At 62.4% G+C, this 17,455-nt stretch carries 16 protein-coding genes; 15 read left to right on the forward strand and 1 reads right to left on the reverse strand.

Translation table 11 applies throughout. The features are described from left to right. The first annotated feature begins 79 nt into the window (after positions 1-79). From alr to VLA65_RS01195, 7 genes are all read left to right on the forward strand, one after another. Positions 80-1,300: an alanine racemase gene (gene alr, locus VLA65_RS01165; RefSeq protein WP_332601554.1), complete on the forward strand. Its 1,221-nt coding sequence runs from the start codon at positions 80-82 to the stop codon at positions 1,298-1,300. Then, positions 1,290-2,897 carry a PucR family transcriptional regulator gene (locus VLA65_RS01170; RefSeq protein ID WP_332601555.1) on the forward strand — a complete coding sequence of 536 codons (1,608 nt, stop codon included), beginning with the start codon at positions 1,290-1,292 and terminating at the stop codon, positions 2,895-2,897. The genes alr and VLA65_RS01170 overlap by 11 nt, the downstream gene beginning before the upstream one ends. 223 nt (positions 2,898-3,120) lie before the next feature. After that, complete coding sequence (locus VLA65_RS01175; protein WP_059388008.1) at positions 3,121-3,360, forward strand: hypothetical protein; 240 nt, start codon at positions 3,121-3,123, stop codon at positions 3,358-3,360. Between the two features lie 72 nt (positions 3,361-3,432). Continuing rightward, on the forward strand, positions 3,433-4,149 hold the full coding sequence (locus VLA65_RS01180; RefSeq protein WP_306964052.1) for an ATP-binding cassette domain-containing protein: 717 nt from the start codon (positions 3,433-3,435) through the stop codon (positions 4,147-4,149). Further along, positions 4,150-5,577: a hypothetical protein gene (locus VLA65_RS01185; protein WP_306964050.1), complete on the forward strand. Its 1,428-nt coding sequence runs from the start codon at positions 4,150-4,152 to the stop codon at positions 5,575-5,577. Continuing rightward, positions 5,561-5,878: a hypothetical protein gene (locus VLA65_RS01190; protein WP_307053064.1), complete on the forward strand. Its 318-nt coding sequence runs from the start codon at positions 5,561-5,563 to the stop codon at positions 5,876-5,878. Before VLA65_RS01185 ends, VLA65_RS01190 begins: the two co-directional genes overlap by 17 nt. After that, positions 5,875-6,411, forward strand: a complete 537-nt coding sequence (locus VLA65_RS01195; protein ID WP_332601556.1) for a hypothetical protein — start codon at positions 5,875-5,877, stop codon at positions 6,409-6,411. Before VLA65_RS01190 ends, VLA65_RS01195 begins: the two co-directional genes overlap by 4 nt. A 30-nt stretch (positions 6,412-6,441) precedes the next feature. Here the strand turns inward: VLA65_RS01195 and VLA65_RS01200 are convergent, their stop codons facing one another. Next, complete coding sequence (locus VLA65_RS01200; RefSeq protein WP_442880158.1) at positions 6,442-7,251, reverse strand: carbon-nitrogen hydrolase family protein; 810 nt, start codon at positions 7,249-7,251, stop codon at positions 6,442-6,444. Positions 7,252-7,490: 239 nt separating this feature from the next. Between VLA65_RS01200 and VLA65_RS01205 the strand changes: the two genes are divergently transcribed. From VLA65_RS01205 to VLA65_RS01240, 8 genes are all read left to right on the forward strand, one after another. Then, positions 7,491-8,681, forward strand: coding sequence for an ROK family transcriptional regulator (locus VLA65_RS01205; protein ID WP_284992024.1), 1,191 nt, complete (start codon positions 7,491-7,493; stop codon positions 8,679-8,681). Between the two features lie 138 nt (positions 8,682-8,819). Continuing rightward, the gene (mmsA, locus tag VLA65_RS01210) at positions 8,820-10,376 is read left to right on the forward strand and encodes a multiple monosaccharide ABC transporter ATP-binding protein (RefSeq protein WP_284992025.1); all 1,557 of its coding nucleotides are present in this window, start codon (positions 8,820-8,822) and stop codon (positions 10,374-10,376) included. 44 nt (positions 10,377-10,420) lie between these two features. Then, positions 10,421-11,689 carry a multiple monosaccharide ABC transporter permease gene (mmsB, locus tag VLA65_RS01215; protein WP_059388014.1) on the forward strand — a complete coding sequence of 423 codons (1,269 nt, stop codon included), beginning with the start codon at positions 10,421-10,423 and terminating at the stop codon, positions 11,687-11,689. Between the two features lie 51 nt (positions 11,690-11,740). Then, positions 11,741-12,841, forward strand: a complete 1,101-nt coding sequence (locus tag VLA65_RS01220; RefSeq protein WP_059388015.1) for a substrate-binding domain-containing protein — start codon at positions 11,741-11,743, stop codon at positions 12,839-12,841. Positions 12,842-13,040: 199 nt separating this feature from the next. Continuing rightward, entirely contained in the window at positions 13,041-14,453 is a 1,413-nt protein-coding gene (locus VLA65_RS01225; RefSeq protein WP_332601558.1) for an ABC transporter permease, read from the forward strand. A gap of 2 nt (positions 14,454-14,455) precedes the next feature. After that, positions 14,456-15,157: an ABC transporter ATP-binding protein gene (locus VLA65_RS01230; RefSeq protein ID WP_059388016.1), complete on the forward strand. Its 702-nt coding sequence runs from the start codon at positions 14,456-14,458 to the stop codon at positions 15,155-15,157. Positions 15,158-15,264: 107 nt separating this feature from the next. Continuing rightward, the gene (locus tag VLA65_RS01235) at positions 15,265-16,335 is read left to right on the forward strand and encodes a Gfo/Idh/MocA family protein (RefSeq protein WP_059388017.1); all 1,071 of its coding nucleotides are present in this window, start codon (positions 15,265-15,267) and stop codon (positions 16,333-16,335) included. Between the two features lie 101 nt (positions 16,336-16,436). Next, positions 16,437-17,381 (forward strand): hypothetical protein, encoded by a 945-nt coding sequence (locus VLA65_RS01240; protein WP_332601559.1) that lies wholly within the window; start codon positions 16,437-16,439, stop codon positions 17,379-17,381. The last annotated feature ends 74 nt before the right edge of the window (positions 17,382-17,455 follow it).

A 17,455-nucleotide genomic window follows, 5' to 3' on the forward strand; every position in this document is an offset into this window, starting at 1 on the left:
AGTTGGCGGTTTCCCCTGACAACCGTAAGCCTGTGAGCCAGCTCTCACGGCGGTGCAAAATGACCTATAGTGATCAACCATGAGACGTATTGCACAATCAGAAACGACGCCGGAAACGGCGCTTTCCGGGCGGGTCAGCGTTGATCTGTCTGCGATTTCAGACAACATCAAGGCCCTCAAAAGGCGCACCGCCGCGCCGCATTTCATGGCCGTGGTCAAGGGGAACGGCTACGGTCACGGCCTCGTCGACGTGGCCCGCACGGCGGTGGGGGCAGGGGCTGATTGGCTCGGAACGGCCCAATTGAGCGAAGCCATCACCTTGCGTCAGGCGGGCATCACCGTGCCGGTCCTGTCGTGGCTGTATCTGGCATCCCAGACCAGCGCGACCATCCGTGAGGCGCTCGAGTACGACGTCGACGTTTCGCTTGGGAGCGTCGGTCAACTTGAGGTCCTGGCCGGGATCGCGGAACAATTGGGCCGCCCCGCCGTCGTGCACCTGGAGCTGGACAGCGGACTCAGCCGCGGCGGCGCGCGCAAGGAAGACTGGCCCGAACTCGTGGCCCGGGCACGCATGGCGGAGCAGGACGGCACGGTGCTTGTCCGCGGCATCTGGACCCACTTGGCCTGGGCCGACGTTCCCGCCCACCCCGGCAACGCCGCGGCCGTCGCGGAGTTCGAAGACGCGGTTGGCGAAGCCCGCGCTGCCGGACTGGACCCGCAGCTGCGGCACGTGTCGAGCTCGGCCAACATCCTGGACCGGCCCGAATTCCACTTCGACATGGTCCGCGCCGGACTGGCGATTTACGGCTTGGCCCCAGCGGACCACCTGGATCCCGCGGACTTCGGACTCCGCCCCGCTTTGAGCGTCACCGCGCCGCTCGTCATGGTCAAGAAAGTCCCGGCGGGGACTGGCGTCAGCTACGAACACCGGGCCATCACGCACGAGCCGCGCTATCTCGGCCTCATCCCCCTCGGCTACGCCGATGGTATCCCCAAGGGCATCAGCGGCCGGAGCCTGGTCCAGATCGCCGGCCGGAGGGTCCCGGTGATCGGCAAGGTGTGCATGGACCAGTTCATGGTGGACCTCGGCCCGGACGCGTCCGGAATCGAGGTCGGAGACACAGCGGTTTTGTTCGGTGATCCCGCAGGAGGGGCCGCGAGCGCCGCCGATTGGGGCGCCGCCATCGGACGCCACGGCGACGAGATCATCAACCGGATCGCACCGCGGCTCCCCCGCGCGTATGAGTCCAGCGCCTACGAGTGCCCCGATTACCAGGCGGCACCGAGCGATGTCGCCTGAGCCGACCCCCGGCCGCCTGAGTTTCGTCACGCTTGAGCAGTTCCTGAAGCAGCTGCCGCCGGAGTTGGAGATACTCCACGACGGCGGCAGCGGCGGGGAGCTGCTGCGCTGGGTTGAACCCAGCGAACTGGACGACCCCACGCCCTACCTGCCGGACGGGGAGTTCCTGCTGACCGCGGGGCTCCCTTTCCTGGGGGACGGCGGGTCCAGCGAGAACGTCGATGCTTACGTGAAGCGGCTGGTGGGGGCCAAAGTGGCGGCGCTGGGCTTCGGGATCAGGCCGTATTTCGACGCCGTCCCGTCCGAGCTGCTGAAAGCGTGCCGCCGGCACAAGCTCACCTTGATCGAGATTCCCGAGTCCATCCCGTTCGCAGCGATCGGCTTAGAGTTCTCCCAGCTCCTGGAATCGGACAATGCGAAGGTCTTCCGCCAGCTCGCGGACACCAACCGGCAACTCATGCGGGCGGTCCTCTCCCCTCGGCCTGAACACGAGCTGCTCGCCGCTTTGGTCCAGAAGGTGCCCGTCTGGGCACTTCTGGTCGGAGCGGACGGGCGGGTACGTGCGCGCGCCCACGCGGCCGGCGGCAGCACCGGCGTCGAGCATTCACTGCTGGAGCCCATGCTGGAACGGCTCCTTTCGGGCAGCGGGCCGCGAGTCGAGGTGGACGGCTTTGAGCAGCCGGGATCGGAGATGGTCTTTGGCCACCCGCTGCGGAGCACCAAGGACGCCAACCTCGGCGCCCTGATCCTGGGCTCGGACGCTGCGCTGACGCCCGCACAGAACAGTGTGGTGCAGTCGGTGGTGGGGTTGCTGGAGTTGCTGGTCCGCCAACGGACCAGCGGCTCGCTCGCCCCGAGCCAATTGGCGACGGCGTTGTTGCTGCACCCTGAAAGCCTTGCCAGCGGCGGGACCCGGCACGTGAACGGGCTCAAGGACCTCCTCGCGCAGAGCCTGTCTTCCACCAGATCCGCTCCCCTGCGCGTGGTCCAGGGCATCAAGGTGGACTCTCCCGAATGGCCCGCCGGCGACAGCCCGGTGCGTGAGCTCTTGCAGTGGCGGCGCCTTTTCGACACCAAACTGGTGGAAATCACCGAGTACGGATTCGCCGCGATCACTCGCTTGAAGGTGGACGACGCGCTCTTGGCGGACGTAGAAAAGCTGGGCTGGCGGCTCGTCATCGGAGACCCGACCGAACTGACAGGCCTCGCCGCAGCGCACCAGCGGGTGACCTCGCTACGTTCACGGGTCCAGTCCAGCGGACGGAGCGCCCGCGTCGACGAGGTGACCTGGTCGGTTACCGGGCTCCTGGGCCGCGAGGCCGGGTCCATGCTAGCTGCGAGGCTTCTTGAACCGGTGCTTGCTTTGGAAGCTGATCGGCGCGATCCCCTCTTGGCAGTGCTCAGGGGCTGGCTAAGCGAAAACGGCAGCTGGGACGCCTCCGCCAAACTGCTGGGATTGCACCGCAACAGCGTGCGCCGCCAGATCGGCCTGCTCGCCGAACTGCTCGATACGGATCTGAACCAGGCCCAGGTGCGTGCGGAGCTTTGGATCGCGCTGCAGTACGCGGACGGTTTGGCGGGCGGAGGGGATGCCTAGTCCCGGGCACTTTCTGACTGCGGCACCGCCTACGTGTCGTGCTGCTTAAAACACGTAGACGGAGCCGCCGGCACACGGAGAAACGTCGATTTTGCACGTATTTTGCCGGGTTTCACCACTTAATTTCGCCGTTTGACCACTGAGACGCGGTTTTCGCGGCCTAGCATTCGAGTGCCGGCTACACGGGATCCGCCAGTAGCTCAAATCGAAGTGGAGGAACGAAATGCTCACTACGACCGCCTTGAATGCAAGCAGCACCATGGCAACGGCACGAACCAAGATTGACGAAATGATTGTTCGCTACGATGGCTGGTTTCTGGTGGTTCTCGCCGTCCTGATGGTGCTTGCTTTTGCAATGCTCGCAGCGATGGCCGTCTGGTGTTTGACGCAAGGACGAGGCCGCTTTACTGGCAATTGGAGTTGGAGCCAATGGGGCGTCTCTGTGTGGGTTGAATGCAGGTAACTCCCAGCAAGCCAGCCGTCGTGGTGGCACTGACAACGTGCCACCACGACCAGAGCATCGGAATCACGCCTCATGACTCTCAGTGTTGCCAACGTCAACTACGCCTATAACTCCAGAACCCAAGTGCTTCATGATGTCTCGTTCACGATCGCCGAGGACCAGATCATGGGCCTCATCGGTCCCAACGGATCCGGGAAGTCCACCCTGATAAAGGTCATCCTGGATCTGCTCCAACTTCAAAGCGGCCGCGTCCGCATCGGACCTGTCAGCAGTCAGAGCCGCAGCGCCAAGATGTCTTCGATCTACTTGTCGAGCAATGATTACCTCCCTGAGTTCCTCACGGGGGAGGAATACGTGCGTTTCATGCACGGGCTCTATGGAGAATCCATGGATCACGCGGCACTGAGGACGCAATTCGCCAGGTACTCCATGCGCGACAGGCACCGCGACTTGATCGAGGACTACTCACACGGCATGAGGAAGAAGCTGCAACTTATCGCCGCGTTCATGCTCCGGCGAAGGTTTACCGTCATCGATGAGACCCTCAATGGCGTCGACATCGACGCCATCAACCTCTTCGAACGAGATATCCGACAACTTGCCAAAGAAGGCCGATCGGTTCTGCTGTGCAGTCATGACTTCACCATGTTGGAGCACGTCGCTGACGAGCTGGCGCTTCTCATCCAAGGGGCCCTGGTGGTTCAGGCTCCCGTCCGGAAGATTATCGAAGATCACGGAACGATAGCTGACCTTGCCAACGAATTCATCCAGGCAATGGAGCCATCCTAAATGCGCTTCAAGAGCGTAGTTCTCCTGTCTCGATTGTTCTGGCTCTTCATCGTGAGGCGCGTCTTGGGACGAGGCCTGTTGGCCAGCCCGGCTGCTCGGCTTTCTACCATATTCCTGCTCGTTCTCGCGTTCGCGGGATTCAACGTGTTGAGCTATGTGGTCATCCGTCAGTATCTCGGTGGAACCGGCCTGCTTGAGCCGGTTCTTCAAGTGGCCAACGCATCGGTCGGATTTTGGGTACTTATTGCGTACACACTGATCCGGGTGCTGTTCATGAAGGCAGATGAGCTTCTGAAGCTCTCCTTCAATCTGCCCGTGACCAACAAGGAAAGGACGATGGCGTTTGCGCTCTTTGAGTCATCCCTCGTTCTCCTTATGACCGTGTTCGTTTTCGGTGCTTTCTCCATTTCAACCGTGTTGATCGAGGGTCCTGATTACATTCCGAGGGTTCTGGCATCCATCTGGTTCCCCGCTATTTCAACCTACTTGCTTCTGAGCCTCGGCTACTACCTGCTTGAGCGTGCTCTGCAGGCCCTCGGGATCGCCCGACTTCGCAGTCTGATAGTCCCGATGGTGCTGGCTTTCGGGCTGGCGGTGGCGTTTCCTCAAACCAACGAGCAGAGCAGCCAGATCGCCGAAAGCTACGTATTGGGGCGCGACTACTTTGCACCTGCATTGCTCTACGCGAAACTGCAGGAAGCCGTTGGGCTCTGGTTATCCATTTTAATCCTCCTTGCGACATCGGCGGCAGTAATTCCGGCAATCGTCGCCATCGCACCCAGGAACTACGTCCCGATGCGTCGCTTCTTCGTCTTTCTGCCTTCACGCTTGGCAGATCGCACGTTCGGCGTTTACATTCTGGTCTTGTTTCGAAGTTTCGAAACGATGGTGGCTATCTCTTTTATCATCATTTATTCAGTCTTCGCCTGGCTCGAGCATTTGGTGTTCCCACCCTACGTCCTCGCTCTCATAACATTTCAGGGAGTCTATGCATTTTCAAACTCGGAGCCCCTGCGGCGCATGGTCACTTATCCGGGCCGCACCGTTGCGAACTACTTACGCCTCGTCGGCTCGCAAGGCGTCCTCTTGATGGTTGTGGGCATTCCAGTCATCACGATTTCCTTGTCGCAAGGAATTACCTTCGAAGCGTGCCTGCCGGTGCTTGGATTGTGTTTGAGCAACATTCTCATATCAACCCTAGTTGGCATCGCTTTCCCTCCTGAGAAGGGAAACCCATTCACTGTCATCATGGGGGTCCTGCTCACGGTGATAGTCGTCATGATTGTGGCGCTCGGCTTGAACGTCTTTAACTTTGATCCAATGATCAGTGCGGGAATTTTCACCGCGCTTAACATGCTCGTCGTCTTTTACAGCATCCTGGGTATGCGAAGAATGGAAAGGATTGCACGCCATGAAGTGGTTGCTTAGATCCATCGTCGGGATGACAGTCTCTTTTGTTGTCACCATGATCGTCGTTGTCGCAAGTTTCATCACCACGATGTTCTCGGCGTCAGAAATAGGAGTCAGGAAATCTGGCCTGTTCGGCGCGCTCTTCTTCGAGCCCCATGCAAAGCCCGACGGGGCGACCGCGTTGGAAATCGGGGTGTCGAACGGCGCGCCCATCGCTTTTGTCTTCGCGGCATCGCTTGTCTTTTATGTTGCCGTTGCATCAGTCCTGGAACGGTTAAAGCTCCACAAGAAGCGACTCCTACAAGCGAACCAGGATTGACTGTTCGAAAGTTCGCCCTCCGGGATGTCACTGCCGGGCTGATAGCCAAGCAACTCATATGGTCATGTAGATTGCCTTTTGCCGCCGCGGCTCTCGGCTTCACGGCGTGCACCTTCCTGGCCGCCATGACCACTGACCCGATACTTTTCCGGGCTGGCCTGTGGCTTCTTGTGCATGTGCTGTGCCTGCTGTGCGGATTTCTGGTGCATGAGTGGTCTCACGTTGCGGGCATGAGGCTGTTTCACGGGATTTCCGACGTCGTAGTTTCTTCCGGCATCCTTCGCTTCTCCGTCATTCCCGTCGGGCATCTCTACGGATGGCAGATCGCAATCGTGGCGATACTCGGTCCGGGTGGATCATGCTTGGTGGGGGCGCTGGTTGCACTACTGGCACCCGGTTCATTCCTGCAGCACTGGTTCCTGTTGCATGCAGTCTTTCTTCTGCCATTCTTTGGCGACGGACGCAGCCTCATTCTCGGAATCCGTGCTTGGGCTCGGCCGGTTGGCTTACGCGCGCCCGTAGTCAACCGCTGAGCTACTCATCCACCCCATGCATTCGCGGCCTCAACCTTTCGGAGCAGAACCTTCCCACTCCCGGTACAGCTCCGGGCGGCGTTCGCGCAGGTAGGGCACCTGTTCCCGTGCCGCCCTGACGCTTTCAGTGGAGATCTCGGCGAAGAGCAATTCGGCACCATCCCCGGCGGCAGCGAGCAATGAACCGTCCGGACCGGCGACCACGCTCCCGCCGAGGAAGTCACAGCCGTCCTCGTGGCCGCTGTGGTTCGCGTAGGCCACATTGAGCTGGCTTTCCAGCGCCCGGGCCCGGATCAGGACTTGCGGAACGGCATCGAAGCCCGCGGACAAGGCGGTGGGAACCAGCAGGAGTTCGGCGCCTCGCGTGGCGGCGGCGCGGACACTTTCGGGAAACTCGACGTCGTAGCAAATCAGCAGCGACGTTTTGACCCCGTTGAAGTCCACGACGCCGGGAGCTGCTTGGGCGGCTGAGAACGCCTTTCGCTCCTCCGCGCCGAAGAGGTGCACTTTGCCATAGTCCAGGAGCACGGTTCCGTGGGCGTCCAGGAGAGTGGCGGAGATATGCCAGCCGCCATCAGCAACTGGTGCGGGAAGGCTGTAGACCAGTCCGATTCCGTGCGTGCGGGCGATGTCCGCAAGACGCCCGCGAATGCCTGGAATAACCGCAGGATCAAGCTCCGTGTGGACTCTCAGCGGAGCGTACCCCACCGGGAAGAGCTCGGGGGTTAGCAACAAGGCGGCCCCGGCCGCGGCAGCGCGTTGTGCCGCCGCATCGACCGTCTTCAGATTGGCGTCGATGTCCAGGACAACAGCGTTGGCCTGCAGAACGGACAGCAGCATCATTACCACCTCAATAGCACCTTGCATCCCCGTCAGACGTTCATGGGAGACACGCCCGGGATCACTCGTCCTTCCAGCCTAGCCAGCAGAAGGCTCACCACCCGGGACAAAAGGACCTGTGGGCAGCCCGCCGGGGATGGTTCGTACAAAACTGGGGCATAGTTCATGATGACGATGCAAGTTCACTCCATTGCGTTAACTTCTTGACTGCAACTGTGATTTGAGGCACGCTTCATTTCATGCCCGCAACATCCAGCTCGACGAAGAGCCACCGCAAGAACCCCGGCTCGCAATCAGCGCTGCGCCACCTGAACCAGCAGCGGCTCATCGAATGCCTGCTGAGCGGCCCCTCCACCCAGGCCGAACTCGCCCGGCAGACCGGCCTTTCCACGGCAACAGTGTCCAACATCGTCAAGATCATGCAGGACGCAGGGCTCGTCTCCACCGAACCGATCACAAGCTCCGGACGACGGGCGCTGAACGTCAGGCTCAACAGCAACGGCGCGGTGGCCGTCGGGATCGATTTTGGCCGGCGCCACCTGCGGGTGGTCCTGGCCTCGCTGGGCTATCACATCATCGTCGAGGAAACGGTCACGCTCCCCCTTGGCCACCACGCCGAACAGGGCATCAGCGCCGCCGTCGCACTCCTCAACAAGCTCCTGCTCGAGAGCGGCGTGGACCGAAGCGCGGTGGTTGGCGCGGGGGCCGGCATAGCGGGCCCCATCGACCGCCGTTCCGGTACCGTGGCGCAGGGCGCCATCCTGCCCGAATGGGTGGGGATCCAGATTCTCGAACGGCTGGAGGAAGCCCTCGATCTTCCCGTATACGTTGACAACGACGCCAATCTGGGTGCCCTCTCCGAGGTCACCTGGGGGCCCCACAGCGGGATCAGCAACCTTATGTTCCTCAAGATCGGCTCCGGCATCGGAGCGGGCCTCATCATCAACGGTGCGCCCTACTACGGGGCAGTGGGAATCACAGGAGAAATCGGCCATGCGACCATCCACGAATACGGCGCGATCTGCCGCTGCGGCAACCGGGGCTGCCTGGAAACGATGGCTTCCACCACCACCATGATCGAGCTGCTCGGGAAGGGCTCAGGGCTCCATCTCGAACCCGAGGACATTGTCCGCAACGCCCTGGCGAGGGATCCGGCGACTCTTCGCGTAGTGGACGACGCCGGACTCGCAGTGGGGCGCGCGCTCGGCAATGTGGCGAATCTCATAAACCCGGAAGTCATCGTGGTGGGCGGCCCTCTGGCCGGCCTCGGCGACATCCTCCTGGACCCGATCCGGCGGGGCCTCGTCCGCCATGCAGTGCCCGTAATCGGCGAGACAACGCACCTCGCGATGTCTTCGCTCGGCGCCCGGGCGGAGGCCCTGGGGGCGGCCGCTTTGGTGTTCCAGCACGCCGGAATTAAGCAGTCCTAAACATTTCGTTACCACGCTGTTATCGCCGTCTTGCGTTAAAGTCTTGACGACAAGCGGTGTGATCCAGTTTACTTTCTCATCAGATAGGCTCGCCATCCCCGAGCCGACAACGACGTCAAACATTGGAGGCGCGAGGGTATGTCGACCCCCATAACGCACCAGGATCCGGTTCTCCTCGAGATGCGGTCCATCACCAAGGAATTCCCCGGCGTGAAGGCGCTCTCGGACGTGAGCCTCCGGGTCAAGGTGGGCGAAATCCATGCGATCTGCGGCGAAAACGGTGCAGGAAAGTCCACGTTGATGAAGGTGCTCTCCGGGGTTTACCCCTACGGCAGCTACGACGGCGACATCGTGTACCAGGCGGAAGTCCAGCAGTTCAAGGACATCCGGGCCAGCGAACATGCGGGAATCGTGATCATCCACCAGGAACTGGCACTGATCCCCGAGCTGTCCATCATGGAAAACATCTTCCTCGGCAACGAACCCGTCCGTCGCGGCATCATCGACTGGGCCGAGGCACGCAAGCGGTCAATCGAACTCCTCGCACGGGTCGGCTTGCGCGAAGACCCGGATACCCCCATCAAGGAAATCGGCGTCGGCAAGCAGCAACTGGTGGAAATCGCCAAGGCGCTGAACAAGTCCGTCAAGCTGCTCATCCTCGACGAGCCCACGGCAGCCCTGAACGAATCGGACTCCCAGCACTTGCTGGACCTGATCCTTGGCCTCAAGGGCCGGGGCATCACGTCCATCATCATTTCCCACAAGCTCAACGAGATCGAGCAGATCGCGGACGAGATCACCATCATCCGCGATGGCAAGTCCATCGAGACGCTCAACGTCGTGGAAGACGGCGTCGACGAGGACCGGATCATCAAGGGCATGGTCGGGCGGACGCTCGAGTCCCGCTTCCCGGACCACACGCCGAAGATCGGCGAGGTGTTCTTCGAAGTCAAGGATTGGACGGTCGGGCATCCCCAGATCCAGGACCGCCTGGTCTGCAAGAATTCCAGCTTCCATGTGCGCCGGGGTGAAATCGTCGGCTTTGCCGGCCTGATGGGCGCCGGGCGCACCGAGCTTGCCCGCTCCGTCTTCGGCCACTCCTACGGCCGGTTCATCTCGGGGCAGGTGTACAAGGACGGCAAACCGATCACCATGCGCAGCGTCCGCCAAGCGATCGACGCCGGTCTCGGCTACGTCACGGAGGACCGCAAGAGCCTGGGACTGAACCTCCTGGACGACATCAAGACCACCACGGTGTCTGCCAACTTGAAGAAGATCAGCCGGGGAATCGTTGTGGACACCAACAAGGAATTCATGGTGGCCGAGCAATACCGGAAGTCGCTGCGCACCAAAACGCCGTCGGTGGAGGAAGGCGTATCGAAGCTTTCCGGCGGAAACCAACAAAAGGTTGTTCTCGCCAAATGGATGTTCACTGATCCGGACCTTCTCATCCTGGATGAACCCACCCGCGGAATCGACGTCGGGGCCAAGTACGAGATCTACGGAATCATCCAGCAGCTGGCAAACCAAGGGAAGGGCGTGATTGTGATCTCCTCCGAACTTCCCGAACTGCTGGGCCTCTCCGACCGTATCTACACCATCTTCGAGGGCTCCATCACTGGCGTACTCAACAAGGACGAAGCCAGCCAGGAAAGCCTCATGAAGCTCATGACATCCAGCCGCAAAGCTGCCTGACCCCGGTCATCTCCAGAACCACACGGACACAAGGACCCAAAACAATGAACGCGCTCAAGAAGCTATTCGGTGGCAACACCCGCCAATTCGGCATGATCTTCGCCCTGGTTGCACTCGTCATCTTCTTCCAGATCTTCACCTCGGGCCGCACGCTCACCCCGGGCAACGTCATCAACCTCTTCAACGGCAACTCCTACATCCTGATCCTGGCCATCGGCATGGTCCTGGTCATCATCGCCGGCCACATCGACCTCTCCGTAGGTTCGGTAGCGGCCTTCGTCGGCATCTCGGTGGCCCTGGCCATCAGGGACTGGCACCTGCCCTGGTACGTAGCCGTCCTGTTCGGGCTCCTGCTCGGCGCCCTGATCGGAGCCTGGCAAGGATTCTGGACGGCATACGTCGGTATCCCGGCCTTCATCGTGACCCTTGCCGGCATGCTGCTCTTCCGCGGTTTCAACCAGTTCGTGGGCAAGTCCAACACCGTTCCGGTCCCGGAAGACTTCCAGTACCTGGGCTCCGGGTACCTGCCCGAGATAGGGCCGAAGACGGGGTATAACAACCTGACAATCCTGCTGGGCCTTATCGCCGTCGCCTTCGTGATTGTCAGTGCGATCCGTTCCCGCCGCACCGCCCAGGCACTGGGCGCCGAAGTGCAAGAAGGCTGGGTGATGGTCACCAAGCTCGTGCTCGTCAATGCAGCCATCCTCTACGCCACGTACCTGTTCGCGACTGGCCGCCCAGGCACCTCGTTCCCCATCCCGGGCCTTATTCTGGCCGTGCTGGTCCTGATCTACGGTTTCATTTCCGCCAAGACGGTCATTGGCCGCCACATCTACGCAGTCGGCGGCAACCGCCACGCGGCCGAACTCTCCGGAGTCCAGTCCAAGAAGGTCAATTTCATGGTCATGATGAACATGTCCATCCTTGCCGGCCTCGCCGGCATGATCTTCGTGGGCCGCTCCACGGCTTCGGGTCCGTTCGACGGCGTCGGCTGGGAACTGGATGCGATCGCGGCCGTATTCATCGGTGGCGCAGCGGTCACCGGCGGCGTGGGCACGGTGATCGGCTCCATCGTTGGTGGCCTGGTCATGGCTGTCCTCAACAACGGCCTCCAACTGCTCGGCGTCGGCGCGGACCTCACCCAGATCATCAAGGGCCTCGTGCTGCTGGCGGCAGTTGCCTTCGACGTCTACAACAAGACGCAGGGCAAGAAATCGATCATCGGATTGATGATGAAGAACTTCGGCCGGAGCAGCGAAAGTGCCCCGGACGAGACGACCTCAACCAAGGAAGTCATCTCCAAGGAAGCCTGATCGGCTTCAAGACGGCTTGTTCCATCCACAACAAAGAAAGCGAACCAAGATATGCGAATGTTTGGTAAAGCAGGAAAGGCAGCAGCAGTAGCTGCGATCGCGGCACTGGCGCTGACGGCCTGCGGCCGTACGGACAGCGGCAGCTCCGGTGGCTCGTCAAGCGGCAGCGAGGCATTCCCCAAGGGTTCCTCGATCGGCGTCGCGCTCCCGCAGAAGACCAGTGAGAACTGGGTCCTGGCAGAGAAGCTCTTCAACGACGGGCTCACAAGCGCAGGCTTCAAGCCGGATGTGCAGTTCGCAAACGGTGGCGTTTCGGAGCAGCAGAACCAGATCAGCGCGATGATCACCAAGGGCGACAAGCTCATCATCGTCGGTGCCATCGACGGCGCCCAGCTGGGCACGCAGCTCAAGCAGGCCAAGGACGCCGGCGCTACGGTCATTGCCTACGACCGCCTGCTCCTGAACACCTCCAACGTGGACTACTACGTGGCCTACGACAACTTCAAGGTCGGTGTGCTGCAGGGCCAGGCCCTGCTGGACGGACTCAAGGCCAAGAAGCCGAGCGGCCCGTACAACATCGAGCTGTTTGCAGGTTCCCCCGATGACGCCAACGCGAAGGTCTTCTTCGACGGCGCCATGAGCATCCTGCAGCCGAAGATCGATGACGGAACCCTCAAGGTGGTTTCCGGCCAGAAGTCCTTCGAGCAGGCCGTCACCCAGGGTTGGAAGGCAGAGAACGCCCAGAAGCGCATGGACACCCTGCTCGCAGGTACCTACACGAGCGCTTCGCTGGACGGCGTGCTGTCCCCGAACGACACCCTGGCCCGCGCCATCCTGACCTCGGTCAAGGCGGCAGGCAAGCCGCTTCCGGTCGTGACCGGCCAGGACTCCGAGGTTGAGTCGGTCAAGTCCATCCTTGCGGGCGAGCAGTACTCCACCATCAACAAGGACACCCGCAAGCTCGTTGAGCACTCCATCACCATGGTCAACGACATCCAGTCCGGCAAGACCCCGGAAATCAACGACACCAAGTCCTACAACAACGGCGTCAAGACCGTGCCGGCGTACCTGCTGCCTCCGGTCATCGTGACCCTCGCCAACGTGAAGACGGCCTACGTGGACGATCCGGTCCTCGGCCCGATCACCAAGTAGTAGCTCTCCTCTAGGCACCAACGACGGCGGCCATCCCCACTCCAGGGGGTGGCCGCCGTCGGTGTGTCCGGCTCCATCCGCCGTCGCGCAACTCTTCACAGGCCCCGCATAGCTTCAGCAGCACAGCCGCACAGCCGCCGTGAGCACTGTTAGGTGAGCAGGCGCGCCGCTGGGGCGGGCCAGGTCCAGAAGGAGAACCGTGAGCGTCCTCGCCCGGAGTGTAGGCAATGCCTTCCGCAACAAGATAAGAACCGCGGCTGTAGTGGCAGTCCTGGCCGTCGCGATCGGGCTGGCACTGGCCATGCTCGTGGCCAACCAAGCCGTTGGCGGCAAGGTCCAGGAGCTGAACGCCTCCGTGGGCACGGTCCTGACCGTGAATCCGGCCGGCGCGCAGGGATTCGACGGCGGCGGCGAGCCGCTCACCGCGGCCCAGACCGCGACGGCGGCAGCGGTACCGAACGTCGTTTCCGTGGTGGGCACCAAGGCGCTGCGGCTGGAGACCGCGACGACGGCCTCCACCTCGACCACCGGCACCACGGGGCAGCAAGCCGGACCCGGTGGCGGTCCCGGCGGTGGCACGAGCGTCACCACGAACCTTCAGGCAGCCATCGACGCCGGCACGCTCGGCAACCGCAACAACACAAGCGGCAGCACGGGCTCGGGTAGCACCGGAACGGCGCCCACGTTCTCGCTGCCCATCACTGCTACGGGTATCGGGGCCGAGGTGGACACCGCCGGCAAGGCCCTGAACATCACGAGCGGCACAGGCCTGGGCGACTACACCGTCGCCAGCACCAAGGCCCTCGTCGGAACGACTCTCGCGACGAAGAACAACCTCAAGGCCGGCTCGACGTTCACCATCGCCGGCAAGACGTTCACGGTGGCAGGCATCTTTGACGCCGGCACCACTTTCGGCAACAACGCCGTGTACACGACACTCGCCGAGGCCCAGGCCCTCGCGGCGACTCCGGGCGAGCTCTCCAGCATGGTGGTCACCGTCAACAGCATGGCGAATGTGGACGCCGCCAAGACGGCGCTTCAAGCCGCCCTCGGCTCCGGCAAGGCCGACGTCACACAGGGCCAGCGGAACCTCGAAACCGCGGTCAGTTCGCTGGACAGCGTCAAGAACATTTCACTCGTGGCCTTCTTCGCGGCACTCGGCACCGCCGGCTTGATCATCCTGCTCATCATGGTCATGTTGGTCCGCGAGCGCCGCCGTGAGATCGGAGTCCTCAAGGCCATCGGCGCCCGCAACCGGACCATCGGCTTGCAGTTCGTGCTCGAAGCCCTCGTCCTCGTGGCGCTTGGCAGCGTCGTTGGCGCTGCCATCGCCTCCTTCGCCAGCGGCGGCATCGCGTCGGCGCTGATCAGTTCCAACAGCTCGACGACGGCCACGAGCCAGCGCGGTCCCGGCGGCGGAGGGTTTGGTGGTCCAGGTGGAAACCCCTTCGGCGGAGCCTCCCAGTTGCTGACCTCGGTCACGGCGAGCGCCTCCCCCGGCGTCATTGCTGCAGGCGTTGCCGCGGTCTTCGGCGTCGCCGTCGTGGGCGCCTTGGTACCAGCGCTGCTCACCGCCCGCATCCGCCCCATCGAAGTCCTCCGAGGAGAATAGCCATGATTGAAGTCAAAGACCTGGTCCGCCAGTTCAAGTCCGGCGACCGCACCATCAAGCCCGTCAACGGCGTGAGCTTCGAGCTCGAAAAGGGCACCCTCGCCTCGATCGTGGGAAAGAGCGGAAGCGGCAAGAGCACCCTGCTCTCCCTGCTCGGTGCCCTCGACAAGCCCACCAGCGGGGACGTCGTCGTGGACGGAGTCAGTCTGGCCGGGCTCCCCGCCGGCAAACTCACCGAATACCGGCGCCGGGACATCGGGTTCGTTTTCCAGCAGTTCAACCTCATCCCCAACCTTTCCGCAGTGGATAACGTGATGCTGCCCATGGAGTTCGCCGGAATGCGGAAGGCTGCCCGCTTGGAGCGGGCCAGGTCCCTCCTGGAGCAGGTGCAGCTGGATCCGGAGAAACAGTCCCGCCGCATCAACAAGCTCTCGGGCGGCGAGCAGCAGCGCGTTGCCATTGCCCGGGCGCTGGCCAACGAGCCCAAGCTCATCCTGGCCGACGAGCCCACCGGCAACCTGGATGAGCAGACCGGTGAGCACATCATCGAACTGCTCAGTTCCTTGAGCCGGGACCATAACACCACCATTTTGGTGGTGACGCACGACCGAAGCCTGGCTCAGAAGACCGAGCGCCGCTTCAGGTTGCAGCAGGGCAAACTGAGCGAGGAAGCCGTTCGTCCGCGGGTCGCCGCCGGGGCCTGATCGCCTCTTCAGTGCTACAGACGGAGGGCCGGGAATCGCAAGGTTCCCGGCCCGTTGGCCCGAATGCGTCCTGTAAACGCGGCTTGTGCAATGAGAGGATTGGCCGCATGAGTCTGCATATCGCCAAACCGTGGTTGTTCAGCCAGCCGAACCAGGATCCCCGCGCGGCCACTGGCAAGGCCTTGAACTGGGGCATCATCGCCACGGGAGGAATCGCCAAGACCGTGAGCGGCGACCTCGCCCAGCTCGAGGACGCAAACCTCCATGCAGTGAGTTCACGGCGCCAGGAATCCGCGGATGCCTTTGCCGCCGCGCAGGGGGTCACGAAGTCCTATGGCGACGACGGCGGTGTACCCGGCTACCAGCGGCTGCTAGCCGATGACGCCGTCGATGTCGTCTACGTGGCCACCCCGCATGCCCAACACTTCGAGATCGTCAGGGATGCCCTCAACGCCGGGAAGCACGTCCTGTGCGAGAAATCTTTGACCATCAACGGCCGTGAAGCGGCGGAGCTCGTCGCTCTGGCCCGGGAACGGAAACTGTTCCTCATGGAAGCCGTGTGGAGTCGATTCCTGCCCAGCATGCAGAGGGCATTCGCCATTGCCGCGTCCGGCGAGCTGGGCGACATCAAGTGGGTCAGCGCCGACCTTGGATTCCCTGCCCCGTACGATCCCACCGCCCGCATTTGGGCCCCGGCGGACGGCGGTGGAGCCCTTTTGGACCTCACGGTGTACGCCCTGCTGTGGCCCTTGGGCACCCTCGGTTTCCCGCAGTCTGTCAGCGCAATCGGCACTTTGACGGACGACGGCGTCGACTCCCAGAATGCGCTCACGCTGGGTTACGACGGCGGTGCTATCGCCCAGCTGACATCCTCGTTGCTGGCCCATGGGCCGCGCTCGGCATCCGTTGCAGGCTCCAAGGGCTTCCTCCAGACGCAGGGGTCCATTAACAATCCGCGCGAGCTGCTGATTCGAACGGGCTGGGATGAACCCCGGACCGAACGTTTTGACGCGGTCGGGATCGGCTACACCTACGAACTGCGTGAGGTTACCCGCTGTGTCCAGCAAGGACTGACCGAAAGTCCCGTGATGCCCTTGGACGATTCGCTGAACACAATGCGCCTCTTCGACGGGGTGCGATCCCAGCTCGGAGTCCGATACGCCAACGACGCCCGCTGAACTGAATGGGCGAATCCGCCCTCCAACGTCTGGACTAGTTAACTAGTGAGGCCTAGGATGGGAGCGATCGTCGATCCAAGCTGACGCTGGGGGGTGTCGAGATGGAAGCTGAGCAAAGTAAGTCGCGCGTTCTTCATGTTCTCCGCTCCGTCATGCTTGCCGGCGCGGGGGCCGTTGTTTGGATCGCCCTCTCTTCCACGGCAGCCAGCGCTGATTCCGGAAACACCAACAACCACACCCTTCTGGGCGGCGCGAGCTCTGCGGTGTCAAACGTGGTGCACAATACGCCAAAGGGGCTTTCCGGAACTGTCAGCAACGCGGTTGCGGCAAGTGTCGCGTCCGTGCCGGCCCCGGCCGTGGCATCCGTTCCAGTCCCCGAGGTCCGGCTACCCGCGGTACAGGTGCCCCCTGTGGTGGTCAACGAGCTTCCGCAGCTGACTGCGAGCGTCGATCAACTTCTGGCCAACACGCCCATGGTGAGCACAGTCCTCCCTGATGGCGCAGTTAGTGCCGCGACTGCAAGCCTCGTATCGCCGGCAGCGCGCGCGGTTGACGGGGTCGGGTCAGGCGTTGGTTCCTTGGTTGGCAGCCTTCCGGTCACTGTCCCGGACGTAACCGTCCCTTCAATCCACATCCCCGATGCCGCCGGAATCGGCGAAGCCCTTGAAGCGGGACCCGCTGTTGCAGGGCCCGCTGGCAGTGTCCCCTTGATGTCGGCTCAGGACGTCGCGACCCCGTTGCTCAGCCTCGCTGGCTCCAGTGGCCCTCGGGGCCTGATGGCAACGCCTTCGAAGTCGACTGTCCGGGCTAGCGGTTCAAACGAACCTTCAGCGCCCTCCGACGGGACATTCCCGCCCGGTGCGCCAGGCGGCAGCGACACCGTAAGCGGCTCTGCGGTCCTTTCCAGCAATCCCTCGGGAGCTTCTGCCGCTTGGCTCCAAGGCACCAAGCTGTTTTACCCCTTGGCTGGGACCATCGTGTCAACAGCTGCTGCCGGCAGAGTTCCGGCTCCGGTGTCGTTTGACCCGGGTTCATCCCCTGACTAGTTCCTCGCCCCGCCGCTTTCCCGGAAGCCAATTCCGGACCGCGGCAAATGGTCAATCCAGGCGCTCCAATGCGC

Source organism: Arthrobacter sp. S2(2024) (assembly GCF_036662515.1).
Classification (GTDB): Bacteria; Actinomycetota; Actinomycetes; order Actinomycetales; family Micrococcaceae; genus Arthrobacter.